This window comes from Rhodococcus sp. KRD162 (assembly GCF_017168335.1).
GTDB lineage: Bacteria > Actinomycetota > Actinomycetes > Mycobacteriales > Mycobacteriaceae > Rhodococcoides.
Genome location: NZ_JABFAU010000005.1, coordinates 594,123 through 609,780, shown reverse-complemented (window position 1 = coordinate 609,780; position 15,658 = coordinate 594,123). Strand labels below are relative to the sequence as shown.

12 protein-coding genes and 3 pseudogenes are annotated in these 15,658 nt (G+C 60.0%); 3 read left to right on the top strand and 12 right to left on the bottom strand.

Going from position 1 to position 15,658, the window contains the following annotated elements:
* The 3 genes and pseudogenes from J1M87_RS11280 to J1M87_RS29410 form a co-directional block, all read left to right on the top strand.
* On the top strand, positions 1 to 458 hold a 458-nt coding region (locus tag J1M87_RS11280), incomplete at its 5' end, for a GDP-mannose 4,6-dehydratase (protein WP_206489606.1).
* A 931-nt stretch (positions 459 to 1,389) separates the two neighbouring features.
* Positions 1,390 to 1,896, top strand: a complete 507-nt coding sequence (locus J1M87_RS11275) for a hypothetical protein (RefSeq protein WP_206489605.1) — start codon at positions 1,390 to 1,392, stop codon at positions 1,894 to 1,896.
* Positions 1,897 to 2,379: 483 nt separating this feature from the next.
* A pseudogene (locus J1M87_RS29410) lies at positions 2,380 to 2,614 on the top strand (AAA family ATPase); the annotation flags it as partial.
* A 50-nt stretch (positions 2,615 to 2,664) separates the two neighbouring features.
* Here the strand turns inward: J1M87_RS29410 and J1M87_RS29405 are convergent.
* The 12 genes and pseudogenes from J1M87_RS29405 to J1M87_RS11215 all read right to left on the bottom strand — a co-directional run bounded on the left by J1M87_RS29405 (position 2,665) and on the right by J1M87_RS11215 (position 15,648).
* A complete protein-coding gene (locus J1M87_RS29405) occupies positions 2,665 to 2,829 on the bottom strand; it encodes a DDE-type integrase/transposase/recombinase (RefSeq protein WP_206489604.1) in 165 nt (54 codons plus the stop codon).
* Positions 2,830 to 2,861: 32 nt separating this feature from the next.
* Positions 2,862 to 3,137: pseudogene (locus tag J1M87_RS11265) on the bottom strand (IS3 family transposase); the annotation flags it as partial.
* Between the two features lie 214 nt (positions 3,138 to 3,351).
* A pseudogene (locus J1M87_RS29400) lies at positions 3,352 to 3,567 on the bottom strand (transposase); the annotation flags it as partial.
* 388 nt (positions 3,568 to 3,955) lie between these two features.
* On the bottom strand, positions 3,956 to 4,918 hold the full coding sequence (locus J1M87_RS11255) for a glycosyltransferase (protein WP_206489602.1): 963 nt from the start codon (positions 4,916 to 4,918) through the stop codon (positions 3,956 to 3,958).
* Positions 4,915 to 6,762, bottom strand: coding sequence for a glycosyltransferase (locus tag J1M87_RS11250; protein ID WP_206489601.1), 1,848 nt, complete (start codon positions 6,760 to 6,762; stop codon positions 4,915 to 4,917). The genes J1M87_RS11255 and J1M87_RS11250 overlap by 4 nt, the downstream gene beginning before the upstream one ends.
* A gap of 28 nt (positions 6,763 to 6,790) precedes the next feature.
* Positions 6,791 to 7,897, bottom strand: a complete 1,107-nt coding sequence (locus tag J1M87_RS29000) for a glycosyltransferase (protein ID WP_274610875.1) — start codon at positions 7,895 to 7,897, stop codon at positions 6,791 to 6,793.
* An 8-nt stretch (positions 7,898 to 7,905) separates the two neighbouring features.
* Positions 7,906 to 9,051, bottom strand: coding sequence for a glycosyltransferase (locus tag J1M87_RS11240; RefSeq protein ID WP_206489599.1), 1,146 nt, complete (start codon positions 9,049 to 9,051; stop codon positions 7,906 to 7,908).
* Between the two features lie 58 nt (positions 9,052 to 9,109).
* Positions 9,110 to 10,621 carry a sugar transferase gene (locus tag J1M87_RS11235; RefSeq protein ID WP_206489598.1) on the bottom strand — a complete coding sequence of 504 codons (1,512 nt, stop codon included), beginning with the start codon at positions 10,619 to 10,621 and terminating at the stop codon, positions 9,110 to 9,112.
* A gap of 495 nt (positions 10,622 to 11,116) precedes the next feature.
* Entirely contained in the window at positions 11,117 to 12,436 is a 1,320-nt protein-coding gene (locus tag J1M87_RS11230) for a UDP-glucose/GDP-mannose dehydrogenase family protein (RefSeq protein WP_206489597.1), read from the bottom strand.
* 187 nt (positions 12,437 to 12,623) lie between these two features.
* A complete protein-coding gene (locus J1M87_RS11225; RefSeq protein ID WP_206489596.1) occupies positions 12,624 to 12,923 on the bottom strand; it encodes a hypothetical protein in 300 nt (99 codons plus the stop codon).
* Between the two features lie 37 nt (positions 12,924 to 12,960).
* The gene (locus tag J1M87_RS11220) at positions 12,961 to 14,406 is read right to left on the bottom strand and encodes a sugar transferase (RefSeq protein ID WP_206489595.1); all 1,446 of its coding nucleotides are present in this window, start codon (positions 14,404 to 14,406) and stop codon (positions 12,961 to 12,963) included.
* Between the two features lie 408 nt (positions 14,407 to 14,814).
* Complete coding sequence (locus tag J1M87_RS11215) at positions 14,815 to 15,648, bottom strand: sialate O-acetylesterase (protein ID WP_206489594.1); 834 nt, start codon at positions 15,646 to 15,648, stop codon at positions 14,815 to 14,817.
* Positions 15,649 to 15,658: the final 10 nt, after the last annotated feature.

Sequence of the window (15,658 nt, the reverse complement as noted above, 5' to 3'; positions counted from 1 at the left end):
ACGTGGAGAAGTTCATCCCGCGTCAGATCACCAACATCCTCAGCGGCTCCCGGCCCAAGCTCTACGGCGCTGGCCAGAACGTACGCGACTGGATCCACGTCGACGATCACAACAGTGCCGTCTGGGCCATCATCGAGCGCGGCCGCATCGGCGAGACCTACCTCATCGGAGCCGACGGCGAAGCGAACAACCGGACCGTCCTCGAAGCGATCCTCGAAGAAACCGGCAATGCACCCGACGCCTTCGACTTCGTCACCGACCGCCCCGGCCACGATCTGCGCTACGCCATCGACTCGACCAAGCTTCGCACCGAATTGGGTTGGACGCCAACCTATGTCGACTTCCGAGCTGGATTGAAAGCGACCGTCGACTGGTACCGCGACAACGAGCAGTGGTGGCGACCGCAGAAGGATGCCACCGAAAAAGTCTATGCATCGAAAGAGTCCGTTCTGCCCTGAACCGACTGATGGGCCGAGGGTTCGAACAGCGTTGACGACTGCAGTTCGTCGACAGCACAAGCAGTGGTCAAATGACTCCTGAGGCGGCTTCTGGCTGTGGATACTCCAACGAGCTGCGACCCTCGCACATGTGTTTAGCCCCACTCGTGTTGTCCATCGAACAACGGGGAGCCATAGTGAGCAAGTGACGTCGATCATTCAACCCAGGGCTCGGCCACAGCTTGCTATGCTTCGGGGACCAATCCTCTCTCTGGCATCGCAAGGAACTGGCGTTGTTCAGCTCGCACTCCTAATTTGGAGAAACGGCGCGAATAGTTCTACGGACGCCTACTTCTACCTGTGGAATCTCGGCCTTCTGCCGACACTCACCCTACTCGTCGGCGTCATGTATCCAATGCTGCTAAGCGAGCATCGGATATCAAGGCGGGGAGTGAGCATCCTCCGCTGGACCACACCCGGAATCAGCATTCTGTTCGTGGGGGTGGGTGCGGTTTGGCTTGAGCTGAACGGCAAACTCGGCATTGCTCTGCTCCCCATAGTGGCAGCGAGCGCTGCAAATTCGGCGATACAGGCACCAGTGTGGTTTCGAGCTGTTCTGTCTGAGGCAGAGGGCGATCCCCGCTGGATGTCAGGTATCGCTTTGCCCGCCAACGTGCTCGCAGTGCTAACGCTGCTTGTGCCTTGGAGCGACCCGGTTAAGTCAGTCACCGCGATGCTCGTTGCCCTGCTGGTTGGGAATTCTTGCTTATTGCTTCTCATGGTCAGTAGAGGAGTCGGGATTACGACACTCGCGGGAACCCCCCGTAGTGGAGTACGTTCTAGGTCGGGAGCGGGGTGGTTTCTCGCTCGCTCTGGCATCGGCCAAATCGCAGTAGTCCTGATCCAATCCACTGCAGTGCTGCTGCCTGCTTCCAATCTAACGATCCTCAGCGTGGCCACCAAGATCGTCGGCGCTGCGTCAGCCACGCTGGTCAATGCCGTTGTACCTGCCCTTATCCACCAGTCAACCGAGTCCCCAGAATCTGGCCGCAAGTTCCTTCGCTTTCTGTGGATAGGTCTCGGGCCAATCGCTTTCGGAAGCAGTGTCGCTGCCTTCACCTGGTTTCGCGATTTTGCGGCACCGGTCGTAATCGTCGGCCTTTGGCTAATCTGTGCTACTACCGCTGCCGTTGCACAGCGTATGACCTTTCGATTTCTTCCACCCAGCGCATCCAGGCTGACGATGGCGTCAGTATCTCTAGTTGCCGTGGTTGCAATTGCCTCGTCACGATCTAGCAACTTCGACGTCAACGTGTTGCTCGCCGCTTATGCCTCTGTAGAGGCCCTGACCGGAATGCTGCTCCTGTTCGCGCTTAGGATTCGACTACTCGGATTCTATTCGATGCTTTGCGTACTATTCTTGGCTGGAGCGTGGGCTGGCAGCCTTACTTCGCCGTGACCGCGGACTGGAAGAACGTACCCCAGAAGTGCACATGTTTGATTGATCGAAACATCCATCGATGAAGGTCCAATGAGGAGTTGACGTCCGCGCAGGTCACCGTCACCCACCCCGTCGGTGGTGCCATCCTGACATCGTCACCGCCTCCAGCACTCCGCCGCCCCAATGCTGTCGCCCTCGAACGACTCGCGATGGCGTCCGCGAACACGGCAAACCGCGCCACCGCAAGGAACGGATACTGCGAGGGCTCGATGCGATCAGAGCGGAAGACGCGCTGCGGGCAGCCGATTCCGTAAACCAAACGACTCTTCCGGATCAGCTGAATCGGTTTCAACCGCACCATCATCGGATGTCCTTGACCCTCGGGGCCAATGAACGGACGTCACTGGGAATGAACGTCTCACATGAGCCCCGACACAGCATCCTACCGCCGGTCGACTTCCCGCACCGAACACCGCCGAAACGGCCGGTCTCTAACAGCGCCTGCGTGGGGCATCTCGGGGTCCTTACACTCGCCTGCCGCCGCCGAAGCGCTGCCGACAGCCTTCGATCAAGTTGCCGCGCAGGGGCTATCGATGAACGCAGCGTCGGAGCGTGGCGTCTGCTCTTGATCGAGGTTGCTCCCACCGAAGCGCGGCGGTTGAACGGCAGGTTGCGATTCGTGTGCATGCCTACCACGGCATCGCTCAAGGACTTCGACTTCGACAATGACACCGGTGAGGTTGCCCCGAAAAGTGGACAGTGGTTACGCGGCCATGGTGGGCGCGTTCAGTCGCCCCTCGAGCGCCTCAACTCGTAGCGTTCGCATGCCTGCTTCATGATCGCCGCGGTGTATTGAGTTCCCCTGTCCGAGTGCATGATTGTGCCCGCGATACCACCGCCACGTGCGGCCACAGCCATGTCCAGGGCATCGAGGACGAGCTCGGTGCGCATGTGATCGGCGACGGCCTAACCCAACACCTTCCTCAAGTGCTCGTCCTTGATGGCGCACAGGTACTTATCGCCCTCGCCGCAGGTGAGGTACGTGATATCCACCGCGTCGAGGGGCCCTGATCGAGCCGGCGCTGGACCAGGTCGTCGGGGAACGAGGCGAACGGGTCGCCCACGGTGGTGCGGATCTTGAACGTGCGTGGTCTGATCCCGACGATGCCGAGGGAGCGCATGATGGTCGCGATGGTTTTCTCGGTGATCAGCTCGCCCCGATCGTGGAGTTCGGCGGTCATGCGCGGTGCTCCGTAGACGCCTTTCGACTCCTAGTGGATCGCGAGGATCTTGATCTCCAGATCGGCTCGACGTTGCTGACGGCACCAATCGGTTTGTCACGCTGCGTCCTTGGTTTTCGTAGAAGCCGGATGTGGACACTTCGAGCAGTCGTGCCATCCGGTGGACTGCGGAGTTCGCTTTTTTCAGGAACGCGATGTCTTTCTCCTGCTCGGAGTCCTGCCGGCGTAACCGTGCCAGCTCGGTGCGCTCCGCGGACGTGAGGGGCTGTTCACCGGATGCCGTCGCGGCTTCGATCCGGCGGCGTTCGTCGGCGACCCAGCGGCCGAGCGGTCCTTCGTTGATGCCCAACTCGCGAGCGACCTCGGCGACGATGCGGCCGGAATCGATCACCCGACGGGCGGCCTCGACCTTGCACTCGGTCGTGAACGACCTCCGCTCGCGGGACATGAGGACATCCTTCCAGCGGAACCCTCGGTCCCGCTATCTCGGCGTCCACCATCCGGGGGAACCTCTCGGGGTCGGCAAATATGATCGACGAGCAAGCGACCTGCAGATCTGGGTACGCGACGAATGTGCTGCTCATCGAAGCGCCCGGGGTCAAGAAGACTCAGCACTCGGTCGGGCCGGCACGGCCCGCGGCGCATGCCGGGTTTCGGACGCATTTCGCCACGGCCGACGACCTCGCCGCGCGCCTCACAGGCCCGCAATCGAGGGCGGATGGTCCACAATGGCATGCAGACAATGGACATGCCCCACCCACCAACCAGCGGTGAGTTCGATCCGTAGATGAACTCTACTCCCGCTCAAAAAGAAACCGAAGCGCCGGCGACCTAACTTAGCGACCCGTTAGCTGGTCCAAGGCTGTCATCACCCGTGCGATGTACGCATCTAGGCTGAAGTTCGCCCTCCAAAAGTCCCGGATCTGGTCACTATCCATGGAGTCGCCAGCGCGCGCAATTAGTTGTTCGAGAATGGATACGACCGGATCCAGGTACGTTACGAACTTTCCGTCGACGTAGCCGTCCATGCCGGCGCACTCCGATGACACCACCGGCAGTCCGCACTCCAGCGCTCCGACACAAACCATGTGCCCAGAAGCTCTGGGCTTATTCAAGATCGGCAAGAAAACTACGTCACAAGTACTCATAATTCTGCCGAATTCGTCCGAGGTCACCCGATCGAAGTGCTGGATCTCCGCACGTTTCCCTCGCCAGGTTCTGGAACCTGAACCATCTGCAACGATGAGTCGCACAACCCGGGTATCGGCGCGGACTTCATCAATGAGAGAGCCGATCAGTTCCGTATCTCGATCTGAGGTACCACCGATGAAAACTGTCGGAACTGTCGATCTCGCCGACGCAGCGGGATAGCCGAACGTGTTGCCGTAGAGGACTGCGGTCGCCTTGCCACCCTCATTCAGCCACTGTTCGGCTTCGACTTCTGCTGTCGTCACAACAGGAATGTCCTTCAACGACCGCCGTAATAGCTTCCAGCTGTTAGTGCCCGGTACTGCGTAAAGTCCGGTCACCGCAAAAGCCGAAACTCCATAAGCTCTCAGAGCCACAGCGATCCAGGGATTAGCACACAAGAACTTCTCGCCACTGTGACCGGCTCTTGCCTTGGCGGCGAGTATGAGGGCGTCCAGAGCTATTCCGAAGATCCGTTTACCAAAGCGGACTCCAGACGTTGCCGCGTGTTCGAAGCGAACTATGGACGTCACGCGCCCAGACCGCGCCCACGCATCATCGACTCGGTCGGTACGTCGACCTAGGGCAAGTATTGTCAACCCGCCGCTCATGACACCGACTCTAGCCAGCGGCTCCAACCATCCAAGCTGGCCACCCGTACTGCGTTTGACTCTTGATTCTCGCCAGACTCCCTGCGATCGAGTGCGTACTTCACTGCTTCGGACCACGTTGGCGAATAGGATGGGCCAACAAGAAGCTTGCGGTCGTTGCCAACCAAGTCGTCAAGACTGGTGCCGCCCACACCGACTACCGGGGTCCCCCGCTCAAAGCACCGTATGGCCACACCACTTTGAAAGAACTTACGGTACGGAATGACGACGACACTCGCTGAGTCCACGGCATCGTCGAAGTCTTGCTCTGAAAGGAACCCGTCAGTGACGGACCACCCTTGCACAGCCGGCCAGCCACGGCCGAGAATCTCCAGTGTGACGTCCTCGCCGCTGAGCGAGCGGGCAATTTCCTCGAGCGCCACCAGGTTTCTGTCCGCCTTAAACTGGCCGAGCACCCTGACAACACGGAGGCGGGCGACTCCCCCGGCGCGTCGAATCGGTGCCAGTACTGGATGTGGGAGCACAGCGGCTTCAATGCCCGAAGACTTCGTCACCCCCTCCGCAGCTTGACTGTGGATGATGAAGCGATCGCGTCCGAGCATCCTTGCAAGCCAGATCGAGACTCCGTCGTAACCAAACGACCGCACGAGCGGACTTGGGTCATGCAAAACGACAAAAACTCTGGATCCAGCGAGAACTCGAACCAGCACAGCATCGAGGTAACCCAAGACCGGCCACACCACGACAGTGACGTGCCGCCTTCTGGTGGAACGCGAGCGGATCAGTAGTCGAAAGTATGCAAGTAGCCATCCCAGTCGGGAGTCCCCAGAGAGGGAAGGCTCAAACTCTGACAAACTGGTGGTTCTGAGACCGAGTGCGTGAATGACGTCTGTCAATTCACTCTCGTAATGAGCGAGCGCTCCGCCGAGGGGGTTGACGATGACAACCGGCCCGTCCTCAGCGTCGCGTACGTGTCTGGAATCCATCCAGCCACTGATCATGGCGGATACGCTGCTCAAACCTTTCCGGTTTCGGACATCGGACAATGCTCGGTAGCCAATCGACCACGGAGTGGCGGCTGCGCGACTGAACGGTGTCCCGTTCCACCTCTGAAACAGCTGCATGTTGCGCCCCAGATAATAAGGCGGGATTCCGCCCGACGACTGCCACACACGCGCCGCCGGTATCCACAGGATCTTCCAGCCAATATTTCTCAACGCGACGTGGTGATCGACTTCCTCCATATACATGAAGAACCGCTCGTCCACAGCCCTGTCCCGGAGGGCGGATCGCCTAGTAATGAGGAACGCTCCGTCCAGCCATTCCCTCTCGAATTCGATATCTGCAAACAAAGGAAGTTCCGAAGCTCGATGGAAGTAGTGGCGTGGTAACCGCAACGTCGGGGTAAGAAATCCGCCTGCGGACCAGATGAACTCGTTCGGCTCTCCGGAAGTGAGAGTCGGACCCACGATGGCTGCGTCAGCATTCCGATCCAGAGCCTCCACCAGCGTTGCAACCGCGCCCTTCACTACTCGACATTCGTGGGTGGACACGAGCACGTAGTCGTACGGCACGCCCAGCGAATCGGCGTACTCAAGACCGCGGTTAACCGCAGCACCGTAACCGCCGTTCTGCTCGAAGACGAGATGCACACGAGCCGGCAACAGTGCAGCCAATTCGTCACGCCGGTGGGGTTCCTCACCGTTGTCGACGACAATCACGCGAGAGTCCGCGATTCCGTCGCCGATCAGAAGGGCGACCGTCGCTTCGATCGAGTCGTAACTCTTGTGGTGCACCACGATGCCCACTACGCGATCACTGTATGAGCTTTCCGAGAGTGTCATCGGTTGCCAGTCCTTGTCTGATCCTCTACTAACCATCATTGGGTAACTGCTGCACTTGGTTCAGCCATTTGTCGGCCGCAACACGTCCTGCCACTTCCGGCAAGGATGCGATGACTTGACCGACTGGCAACGGCGACTTCAAACGCTCTACGATCTCACCGGCCAGGTCACTGGACAGGCAGTGCGAGGGCAGCACGGAATGCCCCTGTGCAGAAAGCCAATTGGCAAGCGCTGTCTCGTCACTGGCTATCACCGTCGCACCAACGGTCAACGCCTCCAGGATGGGTAGCCCGATCTGCTCTCTCCATCGACCGTCGCGCACCGACGGGGCTACCAACAACGCACTCTGGCCTACGATGCTCGAAATCTGGGAATGCGGAAGTCGGCCGCGAAAATTGCGGCTGTATGGGTTCTCAGCACTCCACTGCTCGACTTGGAGGCTCATCGGTCCATCTCCCACAATGGTGAGAACCGCTTCTGGGCATCTTTGTTCCACCGAAGGCCACGACCTCATCAACACATCTATCCCCTTGCGGTGCTCCAAGACACCAACGAAAGAGACTCGATTGCTCCGAGTTTCGTCGGCAGGCGGGGACACCGCGGCTGGCCTGGCGGGTAAGTTGATCACAACAGCATGATCGATACCGCCCACAAGGGGAATTGACAGATAGGTCTCACGCGATCCTTCACTTCCGAAACACAGGCGATCGACACTGCAACGGACCACTATCCCCAGAACCCAAGTTAAGGGCCAGACAAAACTCTTCGCCACCCTTCGGTCTCCGAACAATAGATTGCTCGGTTCGTTGTTCTCAATCGCATAGACGACCGTCGTTCGCGGGCTCCGCCTGACGAGCCCGGACGCTTTCCACACCACAGCAGCCAAAATCGTCTTTGGAAGGAATCGGATCCACAACGGCTCAGGAAGCTCCAAAATTATTGCTCGCGAATGTGTAACATACTTGAGCAAGCCAAGGACCGATACTCGCCGAAAGTCATCGGGAATACGGGTACCGGGCAGGTCGGAGTTTGTTTCAAAGTACAGAGTCGTCGCCGCGGTCAGATTCCGGCTTCTCTCGACATGATCGGCCCTGAGCTCCGGAACTATACGCAATATCGGTAATGATTCAGGCATATCGAAACTTATTGACCCCCGGCACGATTCACGAGTGCGTCGCGACGTACCGTATCCACTTTGGTTACTTCCTCCAGCAACGTCCGGTAGTCGTTGCACACCCCGCCCCACGTGTAAAATTCCTGCGACCGTTGGTAGGACAGCGTCGCAGCCATGCCTTGCCAGGACCTGTCGACCATCCCCCCACTAACAGCAGCCGTGATGCTTGCCGGGTCCGGCTGCACGAAGGTTCCTACTTCGGAAAGAACTTCCCTGTTGTAGACGGTGTCGCGAGCAACGACTGGCGCGCCACAAGCCATCGCTTGGACCAACGCGGGATTCGTTCCTCCTACGCTGTGCCCATGGAAGTAGACTCCCGCGTGCTGCCACAAGGAGAACAGCTTCTTGTCGTCGCTCACATGTCCCAGCCAGTGGACGCGGGTTGACTCCTCAGACAACTTCTTCGCAGCTAGGTCCAGCACACCGCCGTAGCCAGACGAGCCGACGATCACCACGTTCCACCTCATACTAAGTTCTCTCGCCGCTTCCAGGAACTCAGGCACAGTATTCTCGGGTACGAAGCGGGCTACGATAAGTACGTAGTCCCTGGACTTGAGGCCTTCGACGACGGGAAGTGGATCAGGAGCGTCACCGCCGTATGGAATGAACACTCCTTCTCGACCAAAATCTCGCTGCCACCGTCGACGAATCTCGTGAGAGTCGCAGACCAGCTCCGACGCATATCTTGCGGTCAAGCGTGCCCCGCCGCGAAACACGCGCTTGGCGTTGGCTCCCCACTTCGCGCGCTCCCACTCGATACCGTCTACGTTGACTACAGTCGGAATTCCTCGGGAGCGAAGCATCGGAAGCCAATATCCATTGGCCACGTTCATAATCAACGCAACATCCGGCTTCTTTCGCGCGGCACTTGCTGACGATGTCAAGCCGTAGCTGAGCGTGCTAAGAGACTTGGTTTCGATCCCCTTGGTTGTGACTGACCGCACCCGCGGGTCCAGTAGCGGGTCATCGGACTTGACTGCCCCTGGCCTTCCATACACGGTTACATCCCAACCGGATTCGACCAAGTATGGGCCCAGACGCCTTACTAGCGTCTCGAAACCACCGTAGTAACTCGGGTACCCCCGTGTACCGATAATTGCAACTGACTTTCCCATTGAGTACTAGCCTTCCCGACATATGAACTACGCGACAAACACCAGAAGTCGGGCGTGCTCAGTAAGCCCCGTCGCTTCCAGCAACTGCCCTAACAGTCTTGGCAATAATCAGCAGATCCCCCACCATCGACCAGTTCTCGACGTACGAAAGATCAAGACGCACAGTCTCTTCCCACGACAGGTCGGATCTTCCACTGACCTGCCACAGGCCCGTGACACCAGGCTTGACGAGCAACCGCCGGCGCACCTCACCGTCGTAGCTCTCCACCTCACGCCGCAACGGGGGCCTCGGCCCCACCACGCTCATTTCGCGCTTGAGAACGTTGATGAACTGCGGCAGCTCGTCGAGGCTGAACCGTCGAATGAACTTGCCGACGGGCGTCACCCGCGGATCGTCACGCAACTTGAACAAGATCCCGCCGGCACCCTCGTTCTGGCCGAGGAGACGCGCAACTTGCTTGTCCGCGTCGGCGGTCATGCTGCGGAACTTGATCATCGAGAACGGCTTACCATCGATGCCCATCCGCTCGGACTTGTAGAACACCGGCCCGCGGCTCGTGGTCTTCACCGCGATCGCCACCGCAAGCAGGATCGGCGAAATGAGTACAAGGATGAGCGCGGCGAAGACCAAATCGAACGCAGTCTTGCTGAAGCGCGTTGCTCCGTTGTACTGAGGCTTCTCGACATGGATCAAAGGGAAGCCCGCCACGGGTCGCATCACCAGGCGGGGGCCTGCGACGTCGACGACGCCCGGGGCGACGACCAAGTCGACATCCTTCTTCTCGAGGTCCCAGATCATCTTGCGGATACCTCGGTGACCGAGGTGCTCCGTTGCCGTGACGGCGACCGTATCTGCACCACAGTGATCGATCGCATCGAGCACGTCGTGCTCGTCACCGAGGACCGGGATGTCGGTGCCCTCGATGTGAACGACCCCGTCCCGCGGGTACTCGTAACCGGGGATGCAGATCCCCACCACGGCATAACCCGCAGAGGGCGAACTCTCGAACGACTGCGCCATCGACACTGCAGCGGTGCGGCTGCCCACGATCAGCACGGAGGTCTTGTACTCACCGTTGTGCCGCAGCTTGGTCACGAACTTGCGCCACATCCAACGGGTGAGCAGCAGCGTGAGAAGGCCGACTGGCAGCGCGATCGCAAGATACAGCCGAGCGAAACCGATCTTGAAGAGCAACGACGCGATCGCGATCACTCCGAAGAGTCGGAACGTGGCCGATACGATGCGCCGGTACTCCTCGGCACCGGTGCCGATCACTCGGGTCGACCGCGTTCGGAAGATGGCCAGGAAGGCGATCCACACTCCGGCCAGGATGATCGAGACACCCGTGTACGTCATCGTCGACAGGACACTGGTGACTTCGACATCCCCGAAGCGCACGATCTGCGCAAGTGCTACCGAGGCGATAACTGCCACCACATCGGTGATGCGCAGCCGGCGAATGTACTGGTCTTCCCATACACGCCGAGAGGTGAGCGTACGGGCGGTCGCATCGTCATGTCGGCGGGGTGAACCCCAGAGAGAGCGATGTGCAGCCCCGACAGTTGCCACGTGCTCTCCTCCTCTGCAGTCGTGCGCAGGCAAAGTAGCGAGCGCGTGAAATCGGATCCGTACCAATCCGTATTGCAACTGGTATCGAATTGGAATCGTCCCACGTCCGTGTCCGAAGCACCACGCGGGCGATGTGGATCACAGACGAATAGAGACATTCGATTGGTTTACCACACTTACGAAGTCGGGCCCCGACACCTGACAGGGACTCGTAGTGTGTAACCGCCGAAGAGGCGAAAAACGTTACAGACAAGCGCGATCGACAGCGCCACTGTGGCACTTCACAGAGTCGAGCGCTGTTTCTCGTGGCGTCGGACTGTGCCAAACACAAATGTCGTCGTTTAGCAAACCTCGACGTCCGGCAATCAGCGATAAAGCATCAGATCGACCGAAACAAAAAATACACGTGAATGTGAATTACAGATATCCGAGACGAGTGAGGCGCACAATTCATTCCATTGAATTATTTGTTGCGCCTTACCCGTTCTCACTCACTCAGGGACGACCCAAACCGCGATAGATCCAGCCGCCCGCGCGCCACTGCTCCGGATCAAGGCAGTTGCGCCCATCGATCAGCTTCTTGCTGCGCACCACACCGTCCAGGTCACCCGGGGCGAGGGCCTTGAACTCTTTCCACTCCGTGAGCACCAACACCACGTCCGCGCCCTCGCATGCCTCGAGAGCCGTGCTGCTGTAGGCGAGGGTGGGAAACAGTGCGCGCGAGTTCTCCATGGCCTTGGGGTCGTACACGTTGACTGCGGCACCCTGCAACTGAATCTGCCCGGCCACGTTCAGCGCCGGGGAGTCACGGACGTCGTCCGAATCGGGCTTGAAGGCCGCACCGAGCACGGCGACCCGAGCACCGAGCAGCGACCCACAGGCCTCACGCGCCAACTCGACCATCCGCGTTCGGCGTCGCATGTTGATGTTGTCCACCTCACGCAGGAACGTGAGAGCCTGATCGGCACCGAGCTCACCGGCTCGCGCCATGAAGGCCCTGATGTCCTTGGGCAGGCAACCACCACCGAAGCCGATACCTGCGTTGAGAAATTTGCGGCCGATGCGTTCGTCGTGGCCGATGGCGTCGGCGAGCACGGACACATCTGCTCCCGCTGCCTCACACACCTCGGCAATAGCGTTGATGAAGGAAATCTTGGTAGCCAAGAAGGCATTGGCCGAGGCCTTGACCAGCTCAGCAGTGGCCAGATCGGTGACCAGAAACGGAATCTTCTCCTCCAGCAACTGCGCGTAGACCTCGCGAGCGAGTTCCTCGGCGCGGCCAGGGCGGTCACGATCGACGCCGAGCACCAGTCGATCGGGGTGGAGAGTGTCTTTGACGGCGTAGCCCTCACGCAGGAACTCGGGGTTCCAGGCCACCTCGACGCCCTCCCCTGCAGGCGAGAGTTCGCGGGCAATCCGGCCCAGCCGCTCGGCAGTACCCACGGGGACGGTCGACTTACCGAAAATCACGGCCGGCTTGGTCAACAGCGGTGCGAGCGTCTCGACGACCGAATCGACGAACTTCATATCGGCCGCGTACTCCCCCTTCTTCTGGGGAGTCCCGACGCCGAGGAAGTGCACCTCCGCGAAATCGGCCGCTTCCTGGTACGACGCGGTGAAGCGCAGACGACCGGCTGCGATGTTGCGCTGCAGCACCTCTTCGAGGCCGGGCTCCCAGAACGGAACCTCGCCGGCTTCGAGCTTCGCGAGCTTGGCCGGGTCGACGTCGACACCGAGCACCTCGTGGCCGAGCTCGGCCATACAGGCGGCATGTGTGGCACCGAGATACCCGGTGCCGAAGACTGTGATTCGCATGTGTTCTCCCCGTCGGTCGTCCTGAACAATGGCGACGAGTTACCGTGACGATCGATCACAGTAACGGCCTGCAGCACAGTGCTTTCAGGTCGCGCGCACACGGGAATAGTAAACACAGCCTGCCCGATTCGCCGCCCCGAGAGTCCGGGGTTACGAAAGAACGAACAAGCACGGACGCCGGGGCGTCTCAGCGGCGAACGGGAAACTGCGGATTCTCCGGCTCCTCGACGGCCTCGGCACAACGATGAACGAAATCGCTCAGTTCGGCTCGCACCTCGGGCACCTGAAGATCCAACGGTGCCTCGGCTCCGTGAAATTCGATGTAGGCCGAGGTGTACGCGTCCACACCGTCGGCAATCACTGCCTGCAGGGACGTGGACCGGTTGAGATGGACCCGCGCGATCTGGTCGACACGATCGCCCAGGAAATCGTGAAATGAGTTCTGCGACATGGTGATGTCACGTCCGTTCTCCGAAACAGTGGCCATCGGTTCATGATACGAACAAAACCGACCGTCCGCAGGGTCAGTATGCGCCTTCACTTCCTAGCACCGCCACTGCCGTCTTGGCGATGATGAGCAAATCGCCTGTCATAGACCAATTTTCGACGTACGAGAGGTCGAGGCGCACGCTCTCCTCCCAAGACAGGTCCGAGCGGCCACTGACCTGCCACAGGCCAGTGATGCCGGGCTTGACCAGCAACCGGCGTCGCACCTCACCGTTGTACGTCTCCACTTCGCTGCGCAATGGCGGCCGCGGACCGACCACACTCATCTCACGCTTGAGCACGTTGACGAACTGCGGTAGCTCATCGAGGCTGAACTTGCGCATCACCTTGCCCACCCGGGTGACCCGCGGGTCCTCGCGCATCTTGAACAGCACACCGCCTGCACCCTCGTTCTGCGCGGCCAACTCCTGCACTCGCTTGTCAGCGTCCTGCACCATGCTGCGGAACTTGATCATCTGGAACGGCTTGCCCTCGATACCCATTCGCTCGGACTTGTAGAACACCGGCCCCTTGCTGGTGAGCTTGATGAGCACAGCCAGCGCAATGAGGATGGGCGAGATCATCAGCAGAACCGTCGACGCGAACAGGAAATCGAAGGCCGTCTTGCTGAATCGCTTTGCGCCGTTGTATTGCGGCTTCTCCACATGAATGAGGGGGAAGTTCGCGACCGGACGCATCACCAGCCTCGGACCCGCAACGTCCATCACCCCTGGAGACACCACCAGGTCCACCTTCTTCTTCTCGAGGTCCCACACCATCTTCCGGAGACCGCGATGGCCGATGTGCTCTGTGGCCGTCACCGCAACGGTGTCTGCGCCAGAGGTCTCGATGGCCTCGACCACACTGTGCTCGTCACCGAGCACCGGGATCTCGACGCCGTCGACTGTCAGCGACGAGTCGCTGCCGGGCTCGTAATTGGGCAGGCAGACACCCACGACGCTGTACCCGGCTGCGGCAGAGCGCTCGAAAGACTGCGCCATCGAGAGCGCAGAGCTACGACTACCGACGATGAGCACCGATGTCTGATATCCACCGCGAGCACGCTTGCGGGCCACCACCTTGCGCCAACCCCACCTACTGAGCAGCAACCCGATCAAGCCGACAGGCAACGCGATGGCGAGATAGAGCCGAGCAATATCGAGCCTGAACAGCAGAGACAGGATGGCGATGGTGCCGAAGAGGCGGAACGTGGCCGAGACGATGCGTCGGTACTCCTCCGAACCGTTACCGATGACCCGGGGTGAGCGAGTGCGGAAGATCGCGAGGAAGGTCAACCACAGCACCGACAGCACTGCCGAGACACCGAAATAACTCACGATGGCCCACGGTTGCTGAAAGTCGATATCACCGAATCGGATGACCTGAGCAGCGGTCACCGCACCGAGAACGACAACCGTGTCGGTGACCCGCAAGCCCTCGGTGTAGTGCGCTTCCCATTCGCGACGCGACGTCACCCTTCGCATCTTCCTCGCGTCGCGCCACGAGACTACGGAATTCGCTGTATCCAGATCGCTGATTGACACTGACTTCCCCTCGGTACGTAGCTTCGTATCGCATGCGTGATCGACACAGCTCCGTGCAACCCCGTCGCATAATCCGTATAAAATCCTGCTGAACGTGACTCGTGATAACGATATGTTGATCGACGCCAAACCGCAGGTCGTTACATGTTTCGAGTGCATTAACTACATGCATCTGCCGCGTTGCGAACGTCGATGAATCCCCCGTTTCGACCCACCCCCGGGAACCACTAAGCAACAGATCGACACTCGATGTCAAGCGATGTCGGTCGAACGTGGGACCGATAGTGCAGTGCACACGTACGGCGACTTCGAGGTGCTGCGTGTCCGATGCACCACGTGAATTCTCGTCTACTCGACGTGCGATGACATCCTCGCGAAGGCCGTCCACATTCGGTGACCCAGCTCCCGTTGCCCCACGGCGTTGTAGTGAATTTTCTCGGTGTCGCTGTTGTAGAGGCCCTTCGGCCCGGGTACGTACGCCACGTTGGTCCTACGCCGCGGTGTATCGGCGTGGACCGCATCGATGACGGCGTAGTTCGGCTCCCCTGATTCGATCTCGTCCGGCACCATCTGCCCCAGCACGAACGGAACCTCACCGAACTCCGCCCGCAGGGTGTCGATGAGAGAGTCGAGTTTCTCGGCATACACCGGACCGGTCAGTAGCGGCACATCGCTCTCACCCTGATGCCACAGCACCGCGGCAAGCTCGTTGCCTGGCGTGGTGGCCAGGCCGGTTCTGATGCGATCCACCGCAGCCCAGAACAGGTTGACGCGGGCCCCGGTATCGGCCGGATCCCAGGAGATACCGTGAATACGCGCGAAACCCGAATCTCCCCGCGCATACGGGACGATCAACACCGGCCTACCTGTCGTATCTGCAAGGCGGGCTGCAAATGTCGGCGCGAAACCGACTGCCTTCGATGGCACCTCGTGAAAGAGCGGGTTACTGCCGGCGACGATGGTGTTCTTCGACCGACCCGATGCCGCCCACTGATGTACCCGCGGATGCGGCGCGTCGAGACCCTGACGTTCCAGCCCCAGGCCCGCGCCGTGCGCATTGGACTGCCCCAGCACCGCTACCACCAGATACGGCTCCTCGAACGCGCCCACCGCGATACCACGACCGAGCCGCCTCTTGACGACATCCTTCGCCCTCACCGTCAGATCTTGCCGTAAACCCATGCCGCTCCCC

Coding starts and splice junctions, on each gene's coding strand:
- J1M87_RS11215 (WP_206489594.1), bottom strand. CDS start 15,648: ATGGGTTTACGGCAAGATCTGACGGTGAGGGCGAAGGATGTCGTCAAG.
- J1M87_RS11240 (WP_206489599.1), bottom strand. CDS start 9,051: ATGGGAAAGTCAGTTGCAATTATCGGTACACGGGGGTACCCGAGTTAC.
- J1M87_RS29000 (WP_274610875.1), bottom strand. CDS start 7,897: ATGCCTGAATCATTACCGATATTGCGTATAGTTCCGGAGCTCAGGGCC.
- J1M87_RS29405 (WP_206489604.1), bottom strand. CDS start 2,829: ATGCGCACCGAGCTCGTCCTCGATGCCCTGGACATGGCTGTGGCCGCA.
- J1M87_RS11255 (WP_206489602.1), bottom strand. CDS start 4,918: ATGAGCGGCGGGTTGACAATACTTGCCCTAGGTCGACGTACCGACCGA.
- J1M87_RS11220 (WP_206489595.1), bottom strand. CDS start 14,406: ATGCGAAGGGTGACGTCGCGTCGCGAATGGGAAGCGCACTACACCGAG.
- J1M87_RS11250 (WP_206489601.1), bottom strand. CDS start 6,762: ATGACACTCTCGGAAAGCTCATACAGTGATCGCGTAGTGGGCATCGTG.
- J1M87_RS11225 (WP_206489596.1), bottom strand. CDS start 12,923: ATGGCCACTGTTTCGGAGAACGGACGTGACATCACCATGTCGCAGAAC.
- J1M87_RS11230 (WP_206489597.1), bottom strand. CDS start 12,436: ATGCGAATCACAGTCTTCGGCACCGGGTATCTCGGTGCCACACATGCC.